The organism is Agromyces sp. NPDC058064, assembly GCF_042885275.1.
Classification (GTDB): domain Bacteria; phylum Actinomycetota; class Actinomycetes; order Actinomycetales; family Microbacteriaceae; genus Agromyces.
Map to the genome: position 1 here is coordinate 184,178 of NZ_JBHVSE010000001.1, position 18,568 is coordinate 202,745.

Annotated in this window: 15 protein-coding genes; 9 read left to right on the forward strand and 6 right to left on the reverse strand. The window is 71.3% G+C overall.

From position 1 onward, the window contains the following. Nucleotides 1–29 precede the first annotated feature (29 nt). Nucleotides 30–995: a helix-turn-helix domain-containing protein gene (locus tag ACFVSL_RS00735; RefSeq protein ID WP_386937605.1), complete on the forward strand. Its 966-nt coding sequence runs from the start codon at nucleotides 30–32 to the stop codon at nucleotides 993–995. A 24-nt stretch (nucleotides 996–1,019) separates the two neighbouring features. On the opposite strand, the gene ACFVSL_RS00740 is transcribed toward ACFVSL_RS00735, so the two are convergent. Further along, complete coding sequence (locus ACFVSL_RS00740; RefSeq protein WP_386937607.1) at nucleotides 1,020–1,325, reverse strand: hypothetical protein; 306 nt, start codon at nucleotides 1,323–1,325, stop codon at nucleotides 1,020–1,022. 117 nt (nucleotides 1,326–1,442) lie between these two features. Between ACFVSL_RS00740 and ACFVSL_RS00745 the strand changes: the two genes are divergently transcribed. Both ACFVSL_RS00745 and ACFVSL_RS00750 read left to right on the forward strand, forming a co-directional pair. Continuing rightward, nucleotides 1,443–2,648, forward strand: coding sequence for a metallophosphoesterase family protein (locus ACFVSL_RS00745; RefSeq protein ID WP_386937609.1), 1,206 nt, complete (start codon nucleotides 1,443–1,445; stop codon nucleotides 2,646–2,648). A 194-nt stretch (nucleotides 2,649–2,842) separates the two neighbouring features. Further along, nucleotides 2,843–4,522 (forward strand): thiamine pyrophosphate-binding protein, encoded by a 1,680-nt coding sequence (locus ACFVSL_RS00750; protein WP_386937611.1) that lies wholly within the window; start codon nucleotides 2,843–2,845, stop codon nucleotides 4,520–4,522. A 448-nt stretch (nucleotides 4,523–4,970) separates the two neighbouring features. On the opposite strand, the gene ACFVSL_RS00755 is transcribed toward ACFVSL_RS00750, so the two are convergent. After that, nucleotides 4,971–6,356, reverse strand: a complete 1,386-nt coding sequence (locus tag ACFVSL_RS00755) for an MFS transporter (RefSeq protein ID WP_386937613.1) — start codon at nucleotides 6,354–6,356, stop codon at nucleotides 4,971–4,973. A gap of 172 nt (nucleotides 6,357–6,528) precedes the next feature. Here ACFVSL_RS00755 and hpaH point away from each other — a divergent pair, with 172 nt between their 5' ends. The 6 genes from hpaH to hpaD all read left to right on the forward strand — a co-directional run bounded on the left by hpaH (nucleotide 6,529) and on the right by hpaD (nucleotide 13,378). Next, entirely contained in the window at nucleotides 6,529–7,314 is a 786-nt protein-coding gene (hpaH, locus tag ACFVSL_RS00760) for a 2-oxo-hept-4-ene-1,7-dioate hydratase (RefSeq protein ID WP_386937615.1), read from the forward strand. Next, complete coding sequence (locus tag ACFVSL_RS00765; protein WP_386937617.1) at nucleotides 7,299–8,177, forward strand: HpcH/HpaI aldolase/citrate lyase family protein; 879 nt, start codon at nucleotides 7,299–7,301, stop codon at nucleotides 8,175–8,177. The genes hpaH and ACFVSL_RS00765 overlap by 16 nt, the downstream gene beginning before the upstream one ends. 208 nt (nucleotides 8,178–8,385) lie before the next feature. Further along, on the forward strand, nucleotides 8,386–9,948 hold the full coding sequence (locus ACFVSL_RS00770; RefSeq protein WP_386937618.1) for a fumarylacetoacetate hydrolase family protein: 1,563 nt from the start codon (nucleotides 8,386–8,388) through the stop codon (nucleotides 9,946–9,948). After that, complete coding sequence (locus tag ACFVSL_RS00775) at nucleotides 9,945–10,616, forward strand: GntR family transcriptional regulator (protein ID WP_386937620.1); 672 nt, start codon at nucleotides 9,945–9,947, stop codon at nucleotides 10,614–10,616. The genes ACFVSL_RS00770 and ACFVSL_RS00775 overlap by 4 nt, the downstream gene beginning before the upstream one ends. 60 nt (nucleotides 10,617–10,676) lie before the next feature. After that, nucleotides 10,677–12,170 carry a 5-carboxymethyl-2-hydroxymuconate semialdehyde dehydrogenase gene (gene hpaE / locus ACFVSL_RS00780; protein ID WP_386937622.1) on the forward strand — a complete coding sequence of 498 codons (1,494 nt, stop codon included), beginning with the start codon at nucleotides 10,677–10,679 and terminating at the stop codon, nucleotides 12,168–12,170. Between the two features lie 65 nt (nucleotides 12,171–12,235). After that, entirely contained in the window at nucleotides 12,236–13,378 is a 1,143-nt protein-coding gene (gene hpaD / locus ACFVSL_RS00785; protein WP_386937624.1) for a 3,4-dihydroxyphenylacetate 2,3-dioxygenase, read from the forward strand. A gap of 180 nt (nucleotides 13,379–13,558) precedes the next feature. Here hpaD and ACFVSL_RS00790 read toward each other — a convergent pair whose 3' ends face one another. The 4 genes from ACFVSL_RS00790 to ACFVSL_RS00805 all read right to left on the reverse strand — a co-directional run bounded on the left by ACFVSL_RS00790 (nucleotide 13,559) and on the right by ACFVSL_RS00805 (nucleotide 18,533). Continuing rightward, on the reverse strand, nucleotides 13,559–15,247 hold the full coding sequence (locus tag ACFVSL_RS00790; RefSeq protein ID WP_386937625.1) for a glycoside hydrolase family 36 protein: 1,689 nt from the start codon (nucleotides 15,245–15,247) through the stop codon (nucleotides 13,559–13,561). Between the two features lie 12 nt (nucleotides 15,248–15,259). Further along, a complete protein-coding gene (locus ACFVSL_RS00795; protein WP_386937627.1) occupies nucleotides 15,260–16,105 on the reverse strand; it encodes a carbohydrate ABC transporter permease in 846 nt (281 codons plus the stop codon). Continuing rightward, complete coding sequence (locus ACFVSL_RS00800; protein WP_386937629.1) at nucleotides 16,102–17,115, reverse strand: carbohydrate ABC transporter permease; 1,014 nt, start codon at nucleotides 17,113–17,115, stop codon at nucleotides 16,102–16,104. The genes ACFVSL_RS00795 and ACFVSL_RS00800 overlap by 4 nt, the downstream gene beginning before the upstream one ends. A gap of 71 nt (nucleotides 17,116–17,186) precedes the next feature. Then, a complete protein-coding gene (locus ACFVSL_RS00805) occupies nucleotides 17,187–18,533 on the reverse strand; it encodes an ABC transporter substrate-binding protein (RefSeq protein WP_386937631.1) in 1,347 nt (448 codons plus the stop codon). Nucleotides 18,534–18,568: the final 35 nt, after the last annotated feature.

Here is an 18,568-nt window from a genome sequence, read left to right on the forward strand (position 1 = left end):
GACGTCCGGAGAAAGACAGAGGTGACGCCGTGGAGCACTCGCTCGGCACTCCCCCCGCCGCCGGCCCGCCCGCACCGCCGCTCGACTACGCGCAGTTCGCCGCCCTCGTGTCCCGGTCGTTCGTGCCGCTGCGCGTGCAGCCCGAGCAGCCCGACGCCTTCCGCGGCGACATCCGCACCGCGTCGTCCGACGAGGTGCACCTCTCGGTCGTGACCGCCGACGCGCACGAGATCCGGCGCACGCCCGAGCTCGTGGCCCGCAAGGAGGCGCGGTTCTTCAAGCTCGGCCTGCAGCTCTCGGGCAGCGGCCTGCTCATCCAGGACGGGCGCGAGGCAGTGGTGCGCCCGGGCGACCTCGCCATCTACGACACGAACACCCCGTACTCGCTCATGTTCGAGGAACGCTTCACGACCGCCGTGCTGATGGTGCCGCACCGCCTGATCGAGCTGCCCACCGAGGCGGTGCGCGGCATGACCGCGACCACCCTCTCGGGCGACGAGGGGCTCGCGCACATGGTGTCGGGCTTCCTCGGCGGCCTCGCCGGCCAGCTCGACCAGCTCGACGGGCCGGTCGGCGCGCGGCTCGCGCGCAACGCCGTCGACCTCGTGACGACGATGTACGCCCAGCAGCTCGACGTCGCGCGCGACGCCGACAAGCCGCACCGGCCCATGCTGCGCCGCGCCCAGGCCTACATCGACGAGCACCTCGGCTCGCCAGAGCTCAACCCCACGACCATCGCCGCCGCGCACTTCATCTCGACACGGCACCTGCACGCCGTCTTCCACGAGGAGGGGCTGACGGTCTCGAGCTGGATCCGCGCGCGTCGCCTCGACCGCTGCCGTCGCGAGCTGGTCGACCCGCTCTCGGCGCACCGGCCGGTCGCGCAGATCGCGGCCCGGTGGGGGTTCCGCGACGCCGCGCACTTCAGCCGTGCGTTCCGCGCCGAGTTCGGCGAGGCGCCCACTGGTGTGCGGGCGCGGGCGATCGCCGCCTGAGCCGGCGCCGGGCCGAGGCCGGGCTCAGCCGACCGGCACGCCCTCGACGTAGGAGATCTCCTTGCTCGCGATGCGCTCGGGGATCCCCGCGAACGCACCCGCCCGCTCGGGCGAGACGACGTAGGCCGCTTCGACCCGCTCGAACTCCTCGCGGTCGCCCGCGACGCTGACCGCCCACACGAACTCGCTCGTCTCGGGCACGCCGTAGGCGAACTCGACCTCGAAGCCGGTCGCGCGCCGCACCGGCGGCATGGTCGCGACGAACCACGAGATGAACGCCTCGTACTCCCCCGGGACGATCTGGTAGCGGCGCAGCTGCACGGTCTTCATGCGTCCATCATGCCGTGCCCGCGGCGGGGCGAACGTTCACCCGCTGGTCGCACCCGGGTCATCCGGCCGCCCTACCGTCGCACCCGGCGACCGTCGCCGACGATGAGGAGACCAGACATGCCCGACCGACTTCCCGTGAGCCGCCGCGCCGTGATCACCGCCGGGGCGCTCGGCGCCGTGGGCGCCGCGCTGCCCGTCGGCGCCGCGAACGCGGCCCCCGCCGACCCGCGGCGCTCCCCCGCCGGCAGCCCGCGCGCGAACGGCCCGAAGCTGCGCTTCCACGGCGACGGCACGTTCAAGGTGGTGCAGTTCAACGACACGCAGGACGACGAGATGACCGACCGCCGCACCGTCGAGCTGATCGAGAAGACGCTCGACCAGGAGCAGCCCGACTTCGTGCTCATCAACGGCGACGTCATCACGGGCGGCTGCGAGACCCGCCTCGCGGTGAAGCAGGCGATCAACAACGTCGTCTGGCCGATGGAGAGCCGGAAGATCCCGTGGGCCGTCACCTACGGCAACCACGACGAGGACTCGCTGCCGCAGTCCGGCGTCGACGAGGCCGGCATGCTCGAGTTCTACCGGTCCTACGACTACAACATGAACGCGTCGAACATCGCGGGCGTGACGGGCACCGGCAACACCATCGTGCCGGTCGCCTCCTCGGCGAAGAAGAACCGCGACGCGTTCGCGCTCTGGCTGCTCGACTCGGGCCGCTACGCGCCGGGCTCGATCAACGGCCAGGACTTCGCGGGCTACCCGACCTGGGACTGGCTGCGCATGGACCAGGTCGCCTGGTACCGCGAGGAGTCGCAGCAGCTCGAGCAGAAGCTCGGCCGCAAGCTCCCCGGCCTCATGTTCATCCACATCGCCCTGTGGGAGCACCGCTTCATGTGGTGGGGCGGCGTCGACACCCGCACCGCCGCCGACGCCGCGCGCGGCAAGGCCCGTCACTCGATCGTCGGCGAGCGCAACGAGGACGAGTGCCCCGGCCCCATCAACTCGGGCATGTACAACGCGATCCTCGAGCGCGGCGACGTCAAGGGCGTCTTCGTCGGCCACGACCACGTGAACGACTACGTCGGCGACTACTACGGCGTGCTGCTCGGCTACGCCCCCGGCACGGGCTTCGGCGCGTACGGCCTGCCCGGCGCCGCCCGCAACCGCATGCGCGGCGGCCGCGTCTTCGAGCTGACCGAGGCGGGCGACGACGTGACGATCGCCACCCGCGTCGTCTACGCCCGCGACCTCGGCATCGACCTCACGGCGAACGACCAGCCGATGCAGCCGACCCCGCTGGCCCCGAAGCAGGAGCGGATCTGAGGCGGAGGGCGGGGTCCCGTCACCTGACGCGACGGGACCCCGCCCTCGTCGTATACTCGACCTCGTCCAGGCGCACCGCGATCGGCCTCGATCGCGAACTGCGCCGGTGCTCGAAAAATGGGCACGAAGCGGGCCCCTGCCGCGAGACATATACGGAATCCCTCATCCGTCATCCCGTCTCGAAAGGCTTCGCCATGCCCGCACCCTCGAACACCACCGTCGCCGCCCACGTGGCGCGCACCCTCGCCGCCCACGTCGACCACGTCTTCGGCGTGATGGGCAACGGCAACGCCTACTTCCTCGACGCGCTCGAGCGCGAGACGGATGCCGCGTTCACGGCCGTGCGGCACGAGGCGGGCGGCGTCGTGGCCGCCGACGCGCACTACCGCGCCTCGAAGCGGCTCGCCGCGGCCACCTCCACCTACGGCGCCGGGTTCACGAACACCCTCACCTCGCTCGCCGAAGCGGCCCAGGCCCGTGTGCCGCTCGTGCTCGTCGTCGGCGACGAGCCCACCTCGGGCCGCCGCCCGTGGGACGTCGACCAGATCGCGCTCGCCTCGGCGGTCGGCGCGCGCACCTACACGGTCGGGCGTACGGATGCCCCGGCCACGACGGTCATCGCGATCGAGCACGCGCTGAGCTACCGCGTGCCGGTCGTGCTCGCGCTGCCGTACGACGTCGCCGCGACCGAGGCCGGGCCCTTCGTCGAGGCGCCCGCCCCGCGGCATCCGGCCCCGCTCACCCCGGCGGGCGAGTTCGCGACCGGCGTGATCGGCGAGCTCGCCGACGCGCTCGCGGGCGCCGAGCGCCCGTTCCTCCTCGCGGGGCGCGGGGCGTGGCTGGCCGACGCCGGCGAGGCGCTCGGCGAGCTCGCCGCCGCGACCGGGGCGATCACCGCGTCGACGGCGCTCGGCCGCGGCGTCTTCCCGGATGCGCGGTACGACCTCGGCGTGACCGGCGGCTTCGGCGCCGAGGGCGCGATGGAGCTCGTGCGGGAGGCCGACGTCGCCGTCGTCTTCGGCGCCTCGCTGAACCAGTTCACGATGCGCTTCGGCGAGCTCTTCGCGCCGGGCACCCGGGTGTTCCAGGTCGACGTCGCCCCCTCGGCGACGCACCCGCACGTCGGCGGGTTCCTCCGCGCCGACGCCGCCGTCGTCGCCCGTGTGCTCGTCGACGAGCTCCGGATGTCCGGGGCGACCCCGTCGGGCTGGCGCGAGCGCGTCGACGTGGCGGCGCTCCGCGCCTATCCGGCCCCCGAGCGCGCCGACGGGCTCGCCGACGACGGCCGCCTCGACCCGCGCGCCGTCGCACTTCGCGTCGCCGAGCTCCTGCCCGAGGACCGCGTCGTCGTCTCGGACGGCGGCCACTTCATCGGCTGGGCGAACATGTACTGGCCGGTCGCCTCGCCCGACCGCATGATGATGGTCGGCACGGCGTTCCAGTCGATCGGGCAGGGCTTCCCGAGCGTCGCCGGAGCCGCGGCGGCGAAGCCCGACGCGACGATCGTGCTGACGAGCGGCGACGGCGGCGGCCTGATGGCCCTCGCCGACCTCGAGACCGCCGTGCGCACGGCCGGCGGGCGCGGCGTCGCCGTGATCTGGAACGACGCCGCCTACGGCGCCGAGGTGAACCTCTACGGTCTCAAGGGCCTCGCGGAGGCGCCGATGCTCATCCCCGAGGCCGACTTCGCGGCGGCCGCGGCCGCCTTCGGCGCCGAGGGCGTCGTCGTGCGCGAGCTCGCCGACCTCGACGCACTCGCCGCCTGGGCCGCCCGGCCCGTCGCCGAGCGCCCGTTCCTCCTGCTCGACTGCCGGATCTCGGGCACGGTGGTCGCGCCGTACCAGGAGGAGATCATCCGGGTGAACTCGCGCTGAGCGCCGCCTCGATCCGCGAGCACGACGGGCGATGCCGCCCGGCGCGCACCGCACGCCGGGCCGCTCGCCGTTCTCCCAGCGAAGACCTGAGAAGATACCCCCGGGGTATCCAAACCACCCCGGAATGCGAGCGACCATGTGCCGAGCGGTGACCTGTCGGACGTGCGGGAAGACGACGTGGGCCGGCTGCGGCCAGCACGTCGACCAGGTGATGCGCGGCGTCCCGCGCTCCGCTCGATGCGCCGGCCACGAGGACGAGCCGAAGCCGGCCGGCCTGCTGGCGCGCCTCTTCGGCCGCTGAGCCGCCCGCCCGGCCGCCCCTCGTCGAGCCGGGCCCGGCGCGGCGCCGGGCCGGCCCTCGCGGCCTGCATCGACCACGCGGCATCCTCGCCCGACACGACGACGGCGCCCCACCCTCGCGGGTGGGGCGCCGTCATCCGAGCTCGGCTCAGCGCAGGCCGTACACGGCTCCGCGCGACTGCTCGGCCTCGTGATCGGGCCCGAGCGGGATGCCGGTGCGGTCGCGCAGCAGCAGCGTGGCGGCGAAGGCGACGAGCATCACTCCGGCGATGTAGAACGCGACGGAGCTCGCCGTGCCCGTCGTCTGCACGAGCCAGGTGGCGATCATCGGCGCGAACGCGCCGCCCAGAATCGCGCCGATCGCGTAGGTGATCGAGACGCCGGAGTAGCGGATCGAGGCCGGGAAGAGCTCGGCGAAGTACGCCGCCTGCTGCCCGTAGGTGAATCCGTTGCCGATCGCGAAGAGCGAGACGCCGAGGAAGAGCAGCCACGGGTTGCCGGTGTTCACGAGCGGGAAGAGCAGGAAGACGGTCGCGAGGAACGCGATCCAGCCGATGATGTACGTGTTGCGGCGGCCGATCCGGTCGGAGACGACGCCCGCGGCGAAGGTGCAGACGAGCCAGACGACCGAGGCGCCGGCGACGGCGAGCAGCACGGGGGTGCGCTCCATGCCGACGAGACCGCCGTCGGCGAGCGGCGTCGTCGCGTAGTTCTGCAGGTAGCCGCCGGTGGTCATGTAGTCCGCGGCGTTGTTGCCGGCGAAGGTGAGGGCGGCGAGCAGCACGAGCAGCCAGTGCTTGCGGAAGAGGGTGAGGATCGGGGTCTTCGCCTCCTCCTTCTTCGCGGCGATCTCGAGGAAGACCGGGCTCTCGTCGACCGCGCGGCGCACGATGATGCCGACGATGATGAGCACGAAGCTGAGCAGGAACGGCACGCGCCAGCCCCACTCGAGGAAGGCGTCACCGGGCGAGATCACGCCGGTCATCAGGGCGAGCACGCCCGAGGCGAGGAGGAGGCCGATCGGCACGCCGATCTGCGGGAAGGCGCCGTACCGGCCGCGTTCGCCGTCGGGCGCGTGCTCGACGGCCATGAGCACCGCGCCGCCCCATTCGCCGCCGGTCGAGAGGCCCTGGATGATGCGGAGGAGCACGAGCAGGAGCGGGGCCGCCATGCCGATCTGCTCGTAGGTGGGCAGGAAGCCGATGAGGGTCGTCGCCGCACCCATGAGGATCAGCGTGACGACGAGCATCGCCTTGCGGCCGATCTTGTCGCCGAAGTGACCGGCCAGGAACGCGCCGAGCGGGCGGAACAGGAAGCTGACGCCGACCGTCGCGAACGACAGGATCGTCGCGAACTCGGCGCCCGCGGGCGCGAAGAAGAGCGCACCGAAGACGAGCCCCGCTGCGCTCGCGTACAGGAAGAAGTCGTACCACTCGATGGTGGTGCCGATCACGGTGGCGAAGGCGACGCGCTTGAGCTCGCGGCGCTTCGCGGCATCGACGGGCGATGGGGCGGGCAGGGTTTGTGCGGTCATGCGGCGACTCCTCTGTCGAGTCCGCGGTCAGGGGATGCGCCCGGGCCGGTTGCTCCGCCCCGAACACGCCTCGAATCATATACGATTTCAGATACCGTGCAAGCGGCGTCCCCGCCCGATCCGGGCGCGGTGACTACGATCTCCAGTGGACCCTCGATGAAGTGGAGCGCCTGTGCTTGACCAGCCCGTGATCGACGCGATCGCCGACGAACTCTTCGCCGCCGACCGCGACCGCACGACCGTGCCCCTGCTCACCGCACGCCACCCCGGCATGAGCGTCGACGACGCCTACGCCGTGCAGCGCGTCTGGGCCGACCGTCGCATCGCCGCCGGCGCCCGGCTCGTCGGGCGCAAGATCGGCCTCACCTCGAAGGTGATGCAGGTGGCCACCGGCATCACCGAGCCCGACTACGGGGTGATCCTCGACGACATGGTGATCGAGTCGGGCTCGTCCGTCGAGTTCGACCGCTTCTCGAACGTGCGCATCGAGGTCGAGCTGGCCTTCGTGCTCGCGAAGCCCCTGCAGGGGCCGAACACGACGATCTTCGACGTGCTCGACGCGACGGCCTACGTGGTGCCCGCGCTCGAGATCCTGAACTCGCACATCGAGATGCAGGGCCGCACGATCGTCGACACCATCAGCGACAACGCCGCCATGGGCGCGATGGTGCTCGGCGGGCGGCCGGTGAAGGTCGACGAGGTCGACCTGCGCTGGGTCTCGGCGCTGCTCTCGCGCAACCAGACGATCGAGGAGTCGGGCGTCGCCGCGGCGGTGCTCGGCCACCCCGCCATGGGCGTCGCCTGGCTCGCCAACAAGCTCGCCCACCACGGGCAGTCGCTCGGCACCGGCGAGATCATCCTCGCAGGCTCCTTCACCCGCCCCATGTGGGTCGAGCGCGGCGACACCGTGCACGCCGACTACGGACAGCTCGGAACGATCTCATGCCGATTCGAATGAACCTCCCCGAGACGCTCACCGCCCGCATCGCGGCGGCCGGCCGCCCGCAGATCGGCATGTGGGTGTGCTCGGCGAGCCCGCTCGTCGCCGAGGTCGCGGCCGGCAGCGGCCTCGACTGGGTGCTCATCGACGCCGAGCACTCCCCCAACGACCTGCAGACGATCCTGCACCAGCTCTACGCGGTCTCGGCCTACCCCGTCGCACCGGTCGTGCGCCCGCCCATCGGCGACCCCGTCGTGATCAAGCAGTACCTCGACCTCGGGGTGCAGAACCTGCTCGTGCCGATGGTCGACACCGCCGAGCAGGCACGTACGCTCGTGCGCGCCGTCAGGTACCCGGGCACCGCGGCGCACGGCTCCGCCCCCGACGCCACGGGCCATCGACCCGGCCCGAGCGACGTCGGCGTGCGCGGCGTCGGCGCGTCGCTCGCCCGCTCGTCGCGGTGGAACCGCGTCGAGGGGTACCTCACCGCCGCCTCATCGACGGTGAGCCTCATCGTGCAGATCGAGTCGGCGACGGCGGTCGCGAACGTCGACGAGATCCTCGCCGTCGACGGCGTCGACGCGATCTTCGTCGGCCCGGCCGACCTCGCGGGGTCGATGGGCCTGCTCGGCCAGCCCTCCCACCCCGACGTCGTCGAGGCCGCGCTCACGGCGATCCGCGCCGCGCAGGCCGCCGGCAAGCCCGTCGGCGTGAACGCCTTCGTGCCGGCCGACGCCGACCGGTACCTGGAGGCGGGCGCGTCGTTCGTCGCGGTCGGCGCCGACGTCGCGATCCTCGCCCGCGCCTCCGAGGCGCTCGCCGAGCGCTACATCGAGCGCACCGGGCAGGATGCCACGGGCCCCGCCCGCACGAGCTACTGAACCCTGCGAGCGACGGTGCCGCGAGGCATCCCGCAACTGCACCGTTTCAGGAAAAGGGCCGCTGCTCAGGACGATTGCGGCGGAATCGTCCTGACGAGGCGACCTTCTCCTGAAACCGGTGCGAACGGGCATCTCCTCCCGAAGGCTCCTCCTTCACAAGACCTTCCGGATCGTATATGATTTCTGATATCCAGAGACGAGGACGTCAATGACCAACGAGGCCATCGCCACCCCCGGCAAGATCATCGCCGTGCACCTCAACTACCCGTCGAGGGCCGCACAGCGCGGGCGCACGCCCGCCCAGCCGAGCTACTTCTTCAAGCCCGCCTCCTCGCTCGCCGGCACCGGCGGCACGATCGAACGGCCGGCCGGCACCGAGCTGCTCGCCTTCGAGGGCGAGATCGCGATCGTCATCGGCGAGCGTGCCCGCCACGTCTCGCCCGCCGAGGGCTGGTCGCACATCGCGCAGGTCACCGCCGCGAACGACTTCGGGCTCTACGACCTGCGCGCCGCCGACAAGGGCTCGAACGTGCGCAACAAGGGCGGCGACGGGTTCACCCCGCTCGGCCCGGTCGCGCTGCCCGCGAGCGTCGCCGGCGAAGACGGCTGGCGCGTGCGCACCTGGGTCAACGGCGAGCTCGTGCAGGAGGACACCTCCGACACCCTGCTCTTCCCCTTCGGCCGGCTCGTCGCCGACCTCTCGCAGCACCTCACGCTCGAACCGGGCGACGTCATCCTCACCGGCACGCCCGCCGGCTCCTCGGTCGTCGTGCCGGGCGACGTCGTCGAGGTCGAGGTCGACGCCCCGAGCGCTCCCGGCGCCCCGAGCACCGGGCGGCTCGTCACGACCGTGACCCAGGGGTCTGCGCCCTTCGGCGACTTCGGCACGAAGCCCGCGATCGACGACGCGCAGCGCATCGAGGCCTGGGGCAGCGAGGCCGAGCACGCCGCCGCGGTCGCCGCCGGTCTCGCGAGCCCGCTCGACGCCCCCGCCGCCACGAACGACGCGGATGCCTCGGCGAGCGTCGCACCCGCGGCATCCGGCGGCGTGCTGACCGACGAGGTGCGCGAGCAGCTCGGCCGCTCGGCCGTCGCGACCGTCTCGGCGGCGCTGCGCAAGCGCGGCTACCACGACGTCTTCATCGAGGGCGTGTTCGCCAACCACGCGGGCGACCGCATCGTGGGCACGGCGAAGACGCTGCGGTTCATCCCGTTCCGTCCCGACCTCTTCAAGGAGTTCGGCGGCGGGTTCAACGCCCAGAAGCGCGCCTTCGACACCGTCGGGCCCGGAGAGGTGCTCGTCGTCGAGGCCCGCGGCGAGCGCGGCACCGGCACCGTGGGCGATGTGCTCGCCCTCCGCGCGCAGGTGCGCGGGGCCGCCGGCATCGTGACCGACGGCGGCGTGCGCGACTTCGACGCGGTCGCCGAGTTCGAGATCCCCGTCTTCAGCCAGGGCCCGCACCCGAGCGTGCTCGGCCGCCGCCACGTGCCGTGGGAGACCGATGTGACCATCGCCTGCGGCGGCGCGGCCGTGCAGCCCGGCGACGTGATCGTCGGCGACGGCGACGGGGTGCTCGTCATCCCCGCCGCGATCGCCGCCGAGGTCGCCGCCGAGGCCGCCGCACAGGAGGACGAGGACGCCTGGGTGGCCGAGCAGGTCGCGCGCGGCGAGTCCGTCGACGGGCTCTTCCCGATGAACGCCGCGTGGCGCGCCCGGTACGACGCCGCCCGCGCGGCCGACGCATCGACCCCCGCGCAGGAGTCCCGATGACCACCCCCGAGTCGAAGTCGCAGCGGGCCTACGCGTTCATCCGCGCGCGCATCGACGACGGCCGCTACGTGCCCGGCTACCGCCTGGTGCTGGGCTCGATCGCCGGCGAGCTCGGCGTCAGCGTCGTGCCCGTGCGCGAGGCGATCCGCCGCCTCGAGGCCGAAGGCCTCGTGACCTTCGAGCGCAACGTCGGTGCGCAGGTCGCCCTCATCAAGGAGACCGAGTACCTGCACACGATGCAGACGCTCGCCCTCGTCGAGGGCTCGGCGACCGCGCTGTCGGCGCCGACGCTCACCGCCGACCAGCTCGCGCGGGCCCGAGCTGTGAACGAGCGGATGCGCCGCACCCTCGACGACTTCGACCCGCACCGCTTCACCGAGCTCAACCTCGAGTTCCACGCCGTGCTCTTCGAGGAGTGCCCGAACCCGCACATCCTCGACCTCGTGCACCGCGGGTGGAACCGCATGAAGGTGCTGCGCGACTCGTCGTTCAGCTTCGTGCCCGGCCGCGCGCACGAGTCCGTCGCCGAGCACGAGCGCATCCTCGAGCTGATCGAGGCCGGCGCCCCCGCGCTCGACATCGAGCTCGCCGCCAGAGCCCACCGCACCGCCACGCTCGACGCCGTGCTCGCCTACCAGGCCGAACAGAAGCATCCGGCGACCGCCTGACCGACGACCGAGACCGACCGTCTCCTCGCCGCCCGACCACCGCAGAACGGAAGAACCACGATGACCGCGTACACCCCCGATGGGCTGCCCGACCGCATCCGCCACTACATCGACGGCGAGTTCGTCGACTCGATCGACGGCGACACCTTCGAGGTGCTGAACCCCGTCACGAACGAGACCTACGTGCACGCCGCCGCCGGCAAGAAGGCCGACGTCGAGCGCGCCGTCGCCGCCGCGCGCCGCGCCTTCGCCGAAGGCCCCTGGCCGCGGATGCTCCCCCGCGAGCGCTCGCGCGTGCTGCACAAGATCGCCGACCTCGTCGAGTCGCGCGACCAGCGCCTCGCCGAGCTGGAGTCGTTCGACTCGGGCCTGCCGATCACGCAGGCGCTCGGCCAGGCCCGCCGCGCCGCCGAGAACTTCCGCTTCTTCGCCGACCTGATCGTCGCCCAGTCCGACGACGCGTTCAAGGTGCCCGGCAAGCAGATGAACTACGTGAACCGCAAGCCGATCGGCGTCGCGGGCCTCATCACGCCGTGGAACACCCCGTTCATGCTCGAGTCCTGGAAGCTCGGCCCCGCCCTCGCGACCGGCAACACCGTCGTGCTGAAGCCCGCCGAGTTCACGCCGCTCTCGGCGTCGCTCTGGGCCGGCATCTTCGAGGAGGCGGGCCTGCCCAAGGGCGTGTTCAACCTCGTCAACGGCCTCGGCGAGGACGCGGGCGATGCGCTCGTCAAGCACCCCGACGTGCCGCTCATCTCGTTCACGGGCGAGTCGAGCACCGGCCAGCTGATCTTCGGGAACGCCGCCCCGTACCTCAAGGGCCTCTCGATGGAGCTCGGCGGCAAGAGCCCCGCCGTCGTGTTCGCCGACGCCGACCTCGACGTCGCCATCGACGCGTGCATCTTCGGCGTGTTCTCGCTGAACGGCGAGCGGTGCACGGCCGGCAGCCGCATCCTCGTGCAGCGCGACGTCTACGACGAGTTCGTCGAGCGGTACGCCGCGCAGGCGAAGCGCGTCAAGGTCGGCCACCCGCACGACCCCGAGACCGAGGTCGGCGCGCTCGTGCACCCCGAGCACTACGACAAGGTCATGAGCTACGTCGAACTCGGCAAGACCGAGGGCCGCCTCGTCGCCGGCGGCGGTCGCCCCGAGGGCTTCCCGAACGGCAACTACGTCGCCCCGACGGTGTTCGCGGACGTCGCGCCCGACGCCCGCATCTTCCAGGAGGAGATCTTCGGCCCGGTCGTCGCGATCACGCCGTTCGACACCGAGGAGGAGGCGCTCGAGCTCGCGAACAACACGAAGTACGGGCTCGCCGCCTACATCTGGACGAACGACCTCAAGCGCGCGCACAACTTCGCCCAGTCGGTCGAGGCCGGCATGGTGTGGCTCAACTCGAACAACGTGCGCGACCTCCGCACCCCGTTCGGCGGCGTCAAGGCCTCGGGCCTCGGCCACGAGGGCGGCTACCGCTCGATCGACTTCTACACCGACCAGCAGAGCGTGCACATCACGCTCGGCGCCCCCCACAACCCGACCTTCGGCAAGGCCTGAGGCTGCGGCCCCAGGCCCTCGCCCGAGACCTCGCCCCGAGACATCCCCAGAGCAAGGACGCTGACATGACCAACCGCGACGACATGACCCTCACCTCCTCGGGCTTCTACGTTTCGCAGGAAGCCCCGATCCGCACCGACAACCCGGTGCCCACCCCCTCCGTCCCCGCCCCCGACATCCTGCGCTGCGCGTACATGGAGCTCGTCGTCACCGACCTCGCCGCCTCGCGCGAGTTCTACGTCGACGTGCTCGGCCTCTACGTCACCGAGGAGGACGAGGACGCGATCTACCTCCGCTCGACGGAGGAGTTCATCCACCACAACCTCGTGCTCCGCCGCGGCGAGCTCGCGGCCGTCGCCGCGTTCTCCTACCGGGTGCGCTCGAACGACGACCTCGACAAGGCGGTCGCGTTCTACACCGAGCTCGGATGCCGCGTCGAGCGCCGCGCGGAGGGCTTCACCAAGGGCATCGGCGACTCGGTGCGCGTCGAGGACCCGCTCGGGTTCCCGTACGAGTTCTTCTTCGAGACGACCCACGTCGAGCGGCTCTCGTGGCGCTACGACCTGCACACGCCGGGCGAGCTCGTGCGCCTCGACCACTTCAACCAGGTCACCCCCGACGTGCCGCGTGCCGTGAAGTTCATGCAGGACCTCGGCTTCCGCGTGACCGAGGACATCCAGGACGAGGAGGGCGTCGTCTACGCGGCGTGGATGCGCCGCAAGCCCACCGTGCACGACACCGCCATGACCGGCGGCGACGGCCCCCGCATGCACCACGTCGCCTTCGCGACCCACGAGAAGCACAACATCCTCGCGATCTGCGACAAGCTCGGCGCGATCCGCCGCTCCGACGCGATCGAGCGCGGCCCCGGCCGCCACGGTGTCTCGAACGCGTTCTACCTCTACCTCCGCGACCCCGACGGCCACCGCGTCGAGATCTACACGCAGGACTACTACACGGGCGACCCCGACAACCCCGTCGTCACGTGGGACGTGCACGACAACCAGCGCCGCGACTGGTGGGGCAACCCCGTCGTGCCGAGCTGGTACACCGAGGCCTCGCTCGTGCTCGACCTCGACGGCAACCCCAAGCCCGTCGTCGCGCGCACCGACTCGTCGGAGATGGCGGTCACGATCGGCGCCGACGGCTTCTCGTACACGCGCAAGGGCGACGAGGAGCAGGGCTTCAAGCTTGGCAACACGCTCTGAGGCGCCTCGCCTCGAACGGACGGGGGCCCCGGGCGGATTCGCCCGGGGCCCCCGTCCGCGTCTGCCGGTGCGGTGGTCGTGCGCCGGGTTCGACGTGGGGCATCCGGATGCCCCGGGCACCGCGCCGCACGTCACCCAATACATCGCGCGGCGCGGTGCCCGGGACATCCGGGCCGAACCTCAGCCCAGGCGGAGCCGGCTGATCCCCCACGTCGGGACGTCGAGGATCCCCTCCGCCGCGAGCGCCTGGCTGCCGCCCGAGGTCACCCGGTAGGGCACGCCCGCGATCGCGGAGGCGTTGACGACGACGAGCTCGTCGACGCCGGCGAGGTCGAGCTCGACGAGCACCGACTCGTAGTCCACGACGACGAGCGTGCCGTCGCGACGCGCCTGCGCCGCCGGGTAGCCGCGGGCCGGCAGGCCGAGCTCGAGCTCGCCGCCGAGGAGGACCTCCCGCAGCGAGCGCCACAGCGCGAGCGACTCCGAGATCGCCTCACGGTGCGCGGCCGTGAGGTCGGCGAGTGGCATCGAGACCTGCGGGACGCCGAAGAAACCGGCGAACAACTGCCGCCGCACCGCGTCTGTCTCGGCCTCGGGCGCCCACATGATGGGATCGGCGTGCACGACCTGCCTGCGCGAGAGCAGGCGGAGGTCGAGCACCGACATGCGGTTCTGATCGGCATCGGCGGGGCAATCGTTGGCGCGCACCACGTCGGCGAACGCGGCCACGGTCGGCGAGACGTACGGCTGTCGGAACTCGATGAGCGCCCCTGGGCGGACGATGTCGACGGCGTCGGCGACGCCGCGCAACAGCTCGACCATCGCGAAACCTATGTCGTCGAGGTCTCCGGCGCTCGGCGTGTCCGCGTAGACCATCGCGTTGTTCAGGAAGTCGATCTTCAGTCCGTCGAGGCCGTAGTCGCGCACGAGTCGCGCGCAGGTCTCGACGAGGTGCTCGCGCACCTCCCGGTGGCGCGGGTCGAGCACCCACGCCCGAAGGCCCGTCGAGTACTCGCTCGCGTAGGGGGCGAGGCGCTCGAACGCCTCGCTCTGCTCGCCGACGAGGAGCGGCGCGAGCCACAGCACGACGTCGAGTCCGTGTCCATGGGCCCGGTCGACGAAGCCCGCGAGGTCGGCGAACTTCTCGGTGTCGGGCACCCAGTCGCCGCAGCCGGCATACCAGCGGCCGTCGCCGAAGCGCTGCCAGCCGTCGTCGAGGAACACCGAACGGAAGCCGAGCTCGGCCGCGACGGGGAGGTCGCGGGAGACGATCTCGTCGGAGATCCCCTGCGAGTACGCGTACCAGGTCGAGTACACGGGCTCGAGCGCCACCGCCGAGGCGGGGCGCACCGGGGCGCTGCCGAACAGCGCCTCGGAGATGCGCCCGAGCGCGCGCGGGAACGGTTCGGGCGACCGCGCGATCACGAGCTCGACCTCGCCCGTGCGGGCGGCGAGGCGCTCGTCGATCGGCAGGCGCACGACGAAGTTCTTCTCCTCCTCGGAGACGCCGAACTGCACCTCGCCCTCGCCGGTCGTCCAGTCGAGTCCGAAGGCGAGCCGGCTCGTGCCGTCCGCGTCGTAGAGCACACCGACGGGCGCCGAGCGGATCGCGCTGTAGCGGTCGCGCCCCGCCCAATCGGCCGGGAGCCCGCGCACACCGTCGAGCCCCGGGTACCAGTACCCGGCCGCGTCGCCGAGCGGCGACTGCAGGATGACCTGGCCTCCGGCGCGGACCTCCAGGCGGACCCGCAGCACCGCGCCGTCGTCATCGGTGCCGAGCACGCGGCATCCGCCGCCGGTGCCCAGCCGGATCGCCCGCGGCAGGTCGACCCAGTCGACGAGCGAGAGTTGGTGGTCTTCGAGTAGCACGGTGAGGGACTCCTATTGCTTGACCGCACCGGCGAGGATGCCGGCGACGAAGTGACGTTGCAGGAAGAGGAACAGCACGAGGATCGGCAGCACCGACAGCAGCGTGCCGGTCATGAGCTGGCCGTAGTCGGTCGTGCCGATGCCCTGCAACGAGGCGAGCGAGACGGGGATGGTGAAGGACTCCGGCGTGCGGAGCACCACGAGCGGGTAGACGAACTCGTTCCACTGGGCGAGGAAGAGGAAGATCGCGAGGGCCGCGAGGGCGGGCCGGACCGTCGGGAGCACGATCCTGGAGAACACGCGGAACTCCCCCGCGCCGTCGACCCGCGCGGCCTGCAGCAGCTCATCGGGCACCGCCTGCATGGTCTGGCGCATGAGGAAGATGCCGAAGGGCAGGGCGAGGTTCGGCAGGACGAGCGCCTGGTAGGTGTCGAGCCAGCCGAGGGTCACCATGATCTGGAACAACGGCACGAGGGTGACTTGCGACGGCAGCGCGAGGGTGACGAGCACGGCGCCGAACAGCGCGTTGCGACCGCGGAACTCGAACTTCGCGAAGGCGTACCCCGCGGCCGTGCAGACGACCAGGCCGAGCAGGGTGTAGACCGAGGCCACGAGCACGGAGTTGCCGATCGCGCGACCGAAGAGCGTGTCGGTGAGGAGCCCCGAGAGGTTGTCGAAGAAGGCGGGGCCCGGCAGCACGTTCGGCGGAGAGGCGAAGATCTCGCGCGACGGGTAGGTGGTGGCGATGATGAGCCAGTAGAAGGGCAGCAGCATGACCACGGCGCCGGCGGCGATCGCCGTGGTCAGCACGAGGGACTTGGTGCGGCGCCCGTGCACGCCGATGAGCGACTCGGTCATCGGATCGTCTCCTTCCGGGACGTTTGCTTCTTCGGGGACGGGACCTTCGGCGTCCGCTCGCGGAAGAGCCGGAACTGGATGAGCGAGACCACCGCGATGATGACCGTCAGCGCGTAGCCGATCGCCGAGGCGTACCCGAAGTCGAAGTACTTGAAGCCGTTCTGGTAGAGGTACATCCCGACGGTGAGCGTGGCGTTGTCGGGCCCGCCGTTCGTGAGCACATAGGGCTCGTCGAAGAGCTGCAGCGTGCCGATCGTCGAGAGGATGACGGTCAGGAGCAGCGCCGGGCGGAGCCCGGGCAGCGTGACGTTGCGGAAGCGCTGCCAGCCGTTCGCACCGTCGACCTGCGCCGCCTCGTAGAGCTCGCCCGGGATCGACTGCAGCTGTGCGAGGTAGATGATCGCGTTCTGGCCCGTGTAGTGCCAGGTCATCGCCAGCACGATCGAGATCTTCGCCCAGAACGGATCGACGAGCCACGGGATCGGGCCGATGCCGACGTAGCCGAGCAACTCGTTGACGATACCGGAGCTCGAGTCGAAGAGGGCGCTGAAGAGGATGCCGTAGGCGACGAGGCCCATGACGATCGGCACGAAGTATGCCATACGGAAGAACCCGCGGCCCTTCAGCAGCAGCGAGTTGAAGGCGACCGAGAGCACGACGCCGAGCGCGAGCATGAGCGGCACCTGCACCACGAGGATGAGCGCCGTGTTGCCGAGCGCGGTGTAGAAGAGCGGGTCCTGCAGCAGGCGCGCGTAGTTGTCGAGTCCGACGAAGGTGATGACGCCGCCGATGTTCGAGGTGAGGCTCGTCCAGAATGCGGAGAGGTAGGGGTAGAGCTTGAAGCCGAGGAACAGCACGATCGTCGGCAGCAGGAAGAGGTAGGGGGTGAGCCGCGGGTGGCCGATGGAGGATCGACGGCGTCGGCGCGGCGGCCGGGGGGCGGCCGCGACCGGCGCCGCCTCGGCAGCCGTGCCGGCAGCCGGCCCGGCAGTCGTGGACAAGACGTTCATGAGTGTTCGCTCCAAGAGGGTGCGCCGGCCCGCGACGTCGCTGGACATCGCGAGCCGACGCGCCGCGTCCGTCAGTCGGCCAGCTTGCGGCCGGTCTGCTGGGCGACCTGGTCGGCCGCCTCGTCGAGCGCCTGCTGGGGGTCGGCGCCCGAGAGCAGGACTCGCGTCTGGGCGTCGGTGTAGGCCTTCAGAGCACGGGCGTAGTCGCTCGTGTAGTTCAGGACGGGGGTGTCCTGGGCGAGCTCGGCGATGAAGATCGCGTTCGGCGACTGTCCGCCGAAGTACTCGCTCGGTGAGGCGAAGCCCTCCGACTCGAGCATCGGCTTGTACCCGGGGAACATGCCGCCGCCCTCGTAGACGAGCTTCTGGCCTTCGAGCGTGCCAAGCGCGAAGTTCACGAACTCCCATGCGGTCTTCTGATTCTTGCTCGCGGTCGGGATCGACAGGTAGGTGCCGCCGTTGACGGCCGCGGTGATGCCGCCCGGCTCGACGGCCGGAGGAAGACGCACGCCCCACTTGCCCGCCATCTCGGGGGCCTCGTTCTCCATGACGCCGGCCATCCAGCCGCCGGCGGGCATGATCGCGGTGGGCTTCTCGCCGCGCAGCTGCGCGAGCAGGTTGTCCCAGCTGCCCTGGACGTCGCCGACGATGCCGAGGTCGTTTGCCTTCTTGATGAGCTCGAGCGAGTGCACGCCGGCCTCGCCGTTCATCGTGATGTCGCCGTTCTCGTCGAAGTAGAACGAGTCCTGCAGGGCGGTCTGGAGCTGCCAGAGCCCGGCGGAGTCGGCCTCCGTCGCCGCCTTGTCCTGGTTGTAGAGCGGGACGCCCGTCTTCTCCTTGATGGTGACGCCGGCCTCGATGAGCTGGTCCCACGTCTCGATCGAGTCGATGTCGATGCCGGCCTCTTCGAAGACGTCGCTGCGATAGAAGAAGCCGGTCGCGTTCACCTCGTAGGGGATGCCGTAGACGGCGCCGTCGGGGCCCGATCCGCTCTTCCACGCGCCGGAGGGGAACTCGGGCTCGAGCGACTCCGCACCGAAGTCCCGGAGGTCGACGAGCTGACCCGGGAACTTCTCGACGTAGTTGCCCATGTAGTCGATGCCGATGTTCAGGACGTCGGGCAGCCCCTGGCCGCCGGCGGCCATGCCCGTGGTGATCTTCTCCCAGATCGCCGGGTTGCCGACGTCCTGGACGTCGATCTCGACGTCGGGGTAGAGCTTCTGGAACGCGGGGATCGCGGCCTCGAGGCCGTCGCCGGGAGCGTTCCAGGTCCAGATCGTGATCTTCCCGCCGACTTCGCCCTCGGCGGCCGACGGGCCTTCGGCGGTGGTCGAGCAGCCGGCGAGCGCCGCGGCGGTCGTGACCGCGGCTGCGGCGGCGACGACGCGCACCGCCTGCCTCGTGGGGGTGAACCTCATTGTTCGCAGTCCTTTCTCAGTGATGCTCCGGTGCA

Coding starts and splice junctions, on each gene's coding strand:
- ACFVSL_RS00740 (WP_386937607.1), bottom strand. CDS start 1,325: ATGAAGACCGTGCAGCTGCGCCGCTACCAGATCGTCCCGGGGGAGTAC.
- ACFVSL_RS00745 (WP_386937609.1), top strand. CDS start 1,443: ATGCCCGACCGACTTCCCGTGAGCCGCCGCGCCGTGATCACCGCCGGG.
- ACFVSL_RS00750 (WP_386937611.1), top strand. CDS start 2,843: ATGCCCGCACCCTCGAACACCACCGTCGCCGCCCACGTGGCGCGCACC.
- ACFVSL_RS00755 (WP_386937613.1), bottom strand. CDS start 6,356: ATGACCGCACAAACCCTGCCCGCCCCATCGCCCGTCGATGCCGCGAAG.
- ACFVSL_RS00765 (WP_386937617.1), top strand. CDS start 7,299: ATGCCGATTCGAATGAACCTCCCCGAGACGCTCACCGCCCGCATCGCG.
- ACFVSL_RS00770 (WP_386937618.1), top strand. CDS start 8,386: ATGACCAACGAGGCCATCGCCACCCCCGGCAAGATCATCGCCGTGCAC.
- ACFVSL_RS00775 (WP_386937620.1), top strand. CDS start 9,945: ATGACCACCCCCGAGTCGAAGTCGCAGCGGGCCTACGCGTTCATCCGC.
- hpaE (WP_386937622.1), top strand. CDS start 10,677: ATGACCGCGTACACCCCCGATGGGCTGCCCGACCGCATCCGCCACTAC.
- hpaD (WP_386937624.1), top strand. CDS start 12,236: ATGACCAACCGCGACGACATGACCCTCACCTCCTCGGGCTTCTACGTT.
- ACFVSL_RS00795 (WP_386937627.1), bottom strand. CDS start 16,105: ATGACCGAGTCGCTCATCGGCGTGCACGGGCGCCGCACCAAGTCCCTC.
- ACFVSL_RS00800 (WP_386937629.1), bottom strand. CDS start 17,115: ATGAACGTCTTGTCCACGACTGCCGGGCCGGCTGCCGGCACGGCTGCC.
- ACFVSL_RS00805 (WP_386937631.1), bottom strand. CDS start 18,533: ATGAGGTTCACCCCCACGAGGCAGGCGGTGCGCGTCGTCGCCGCCGCA.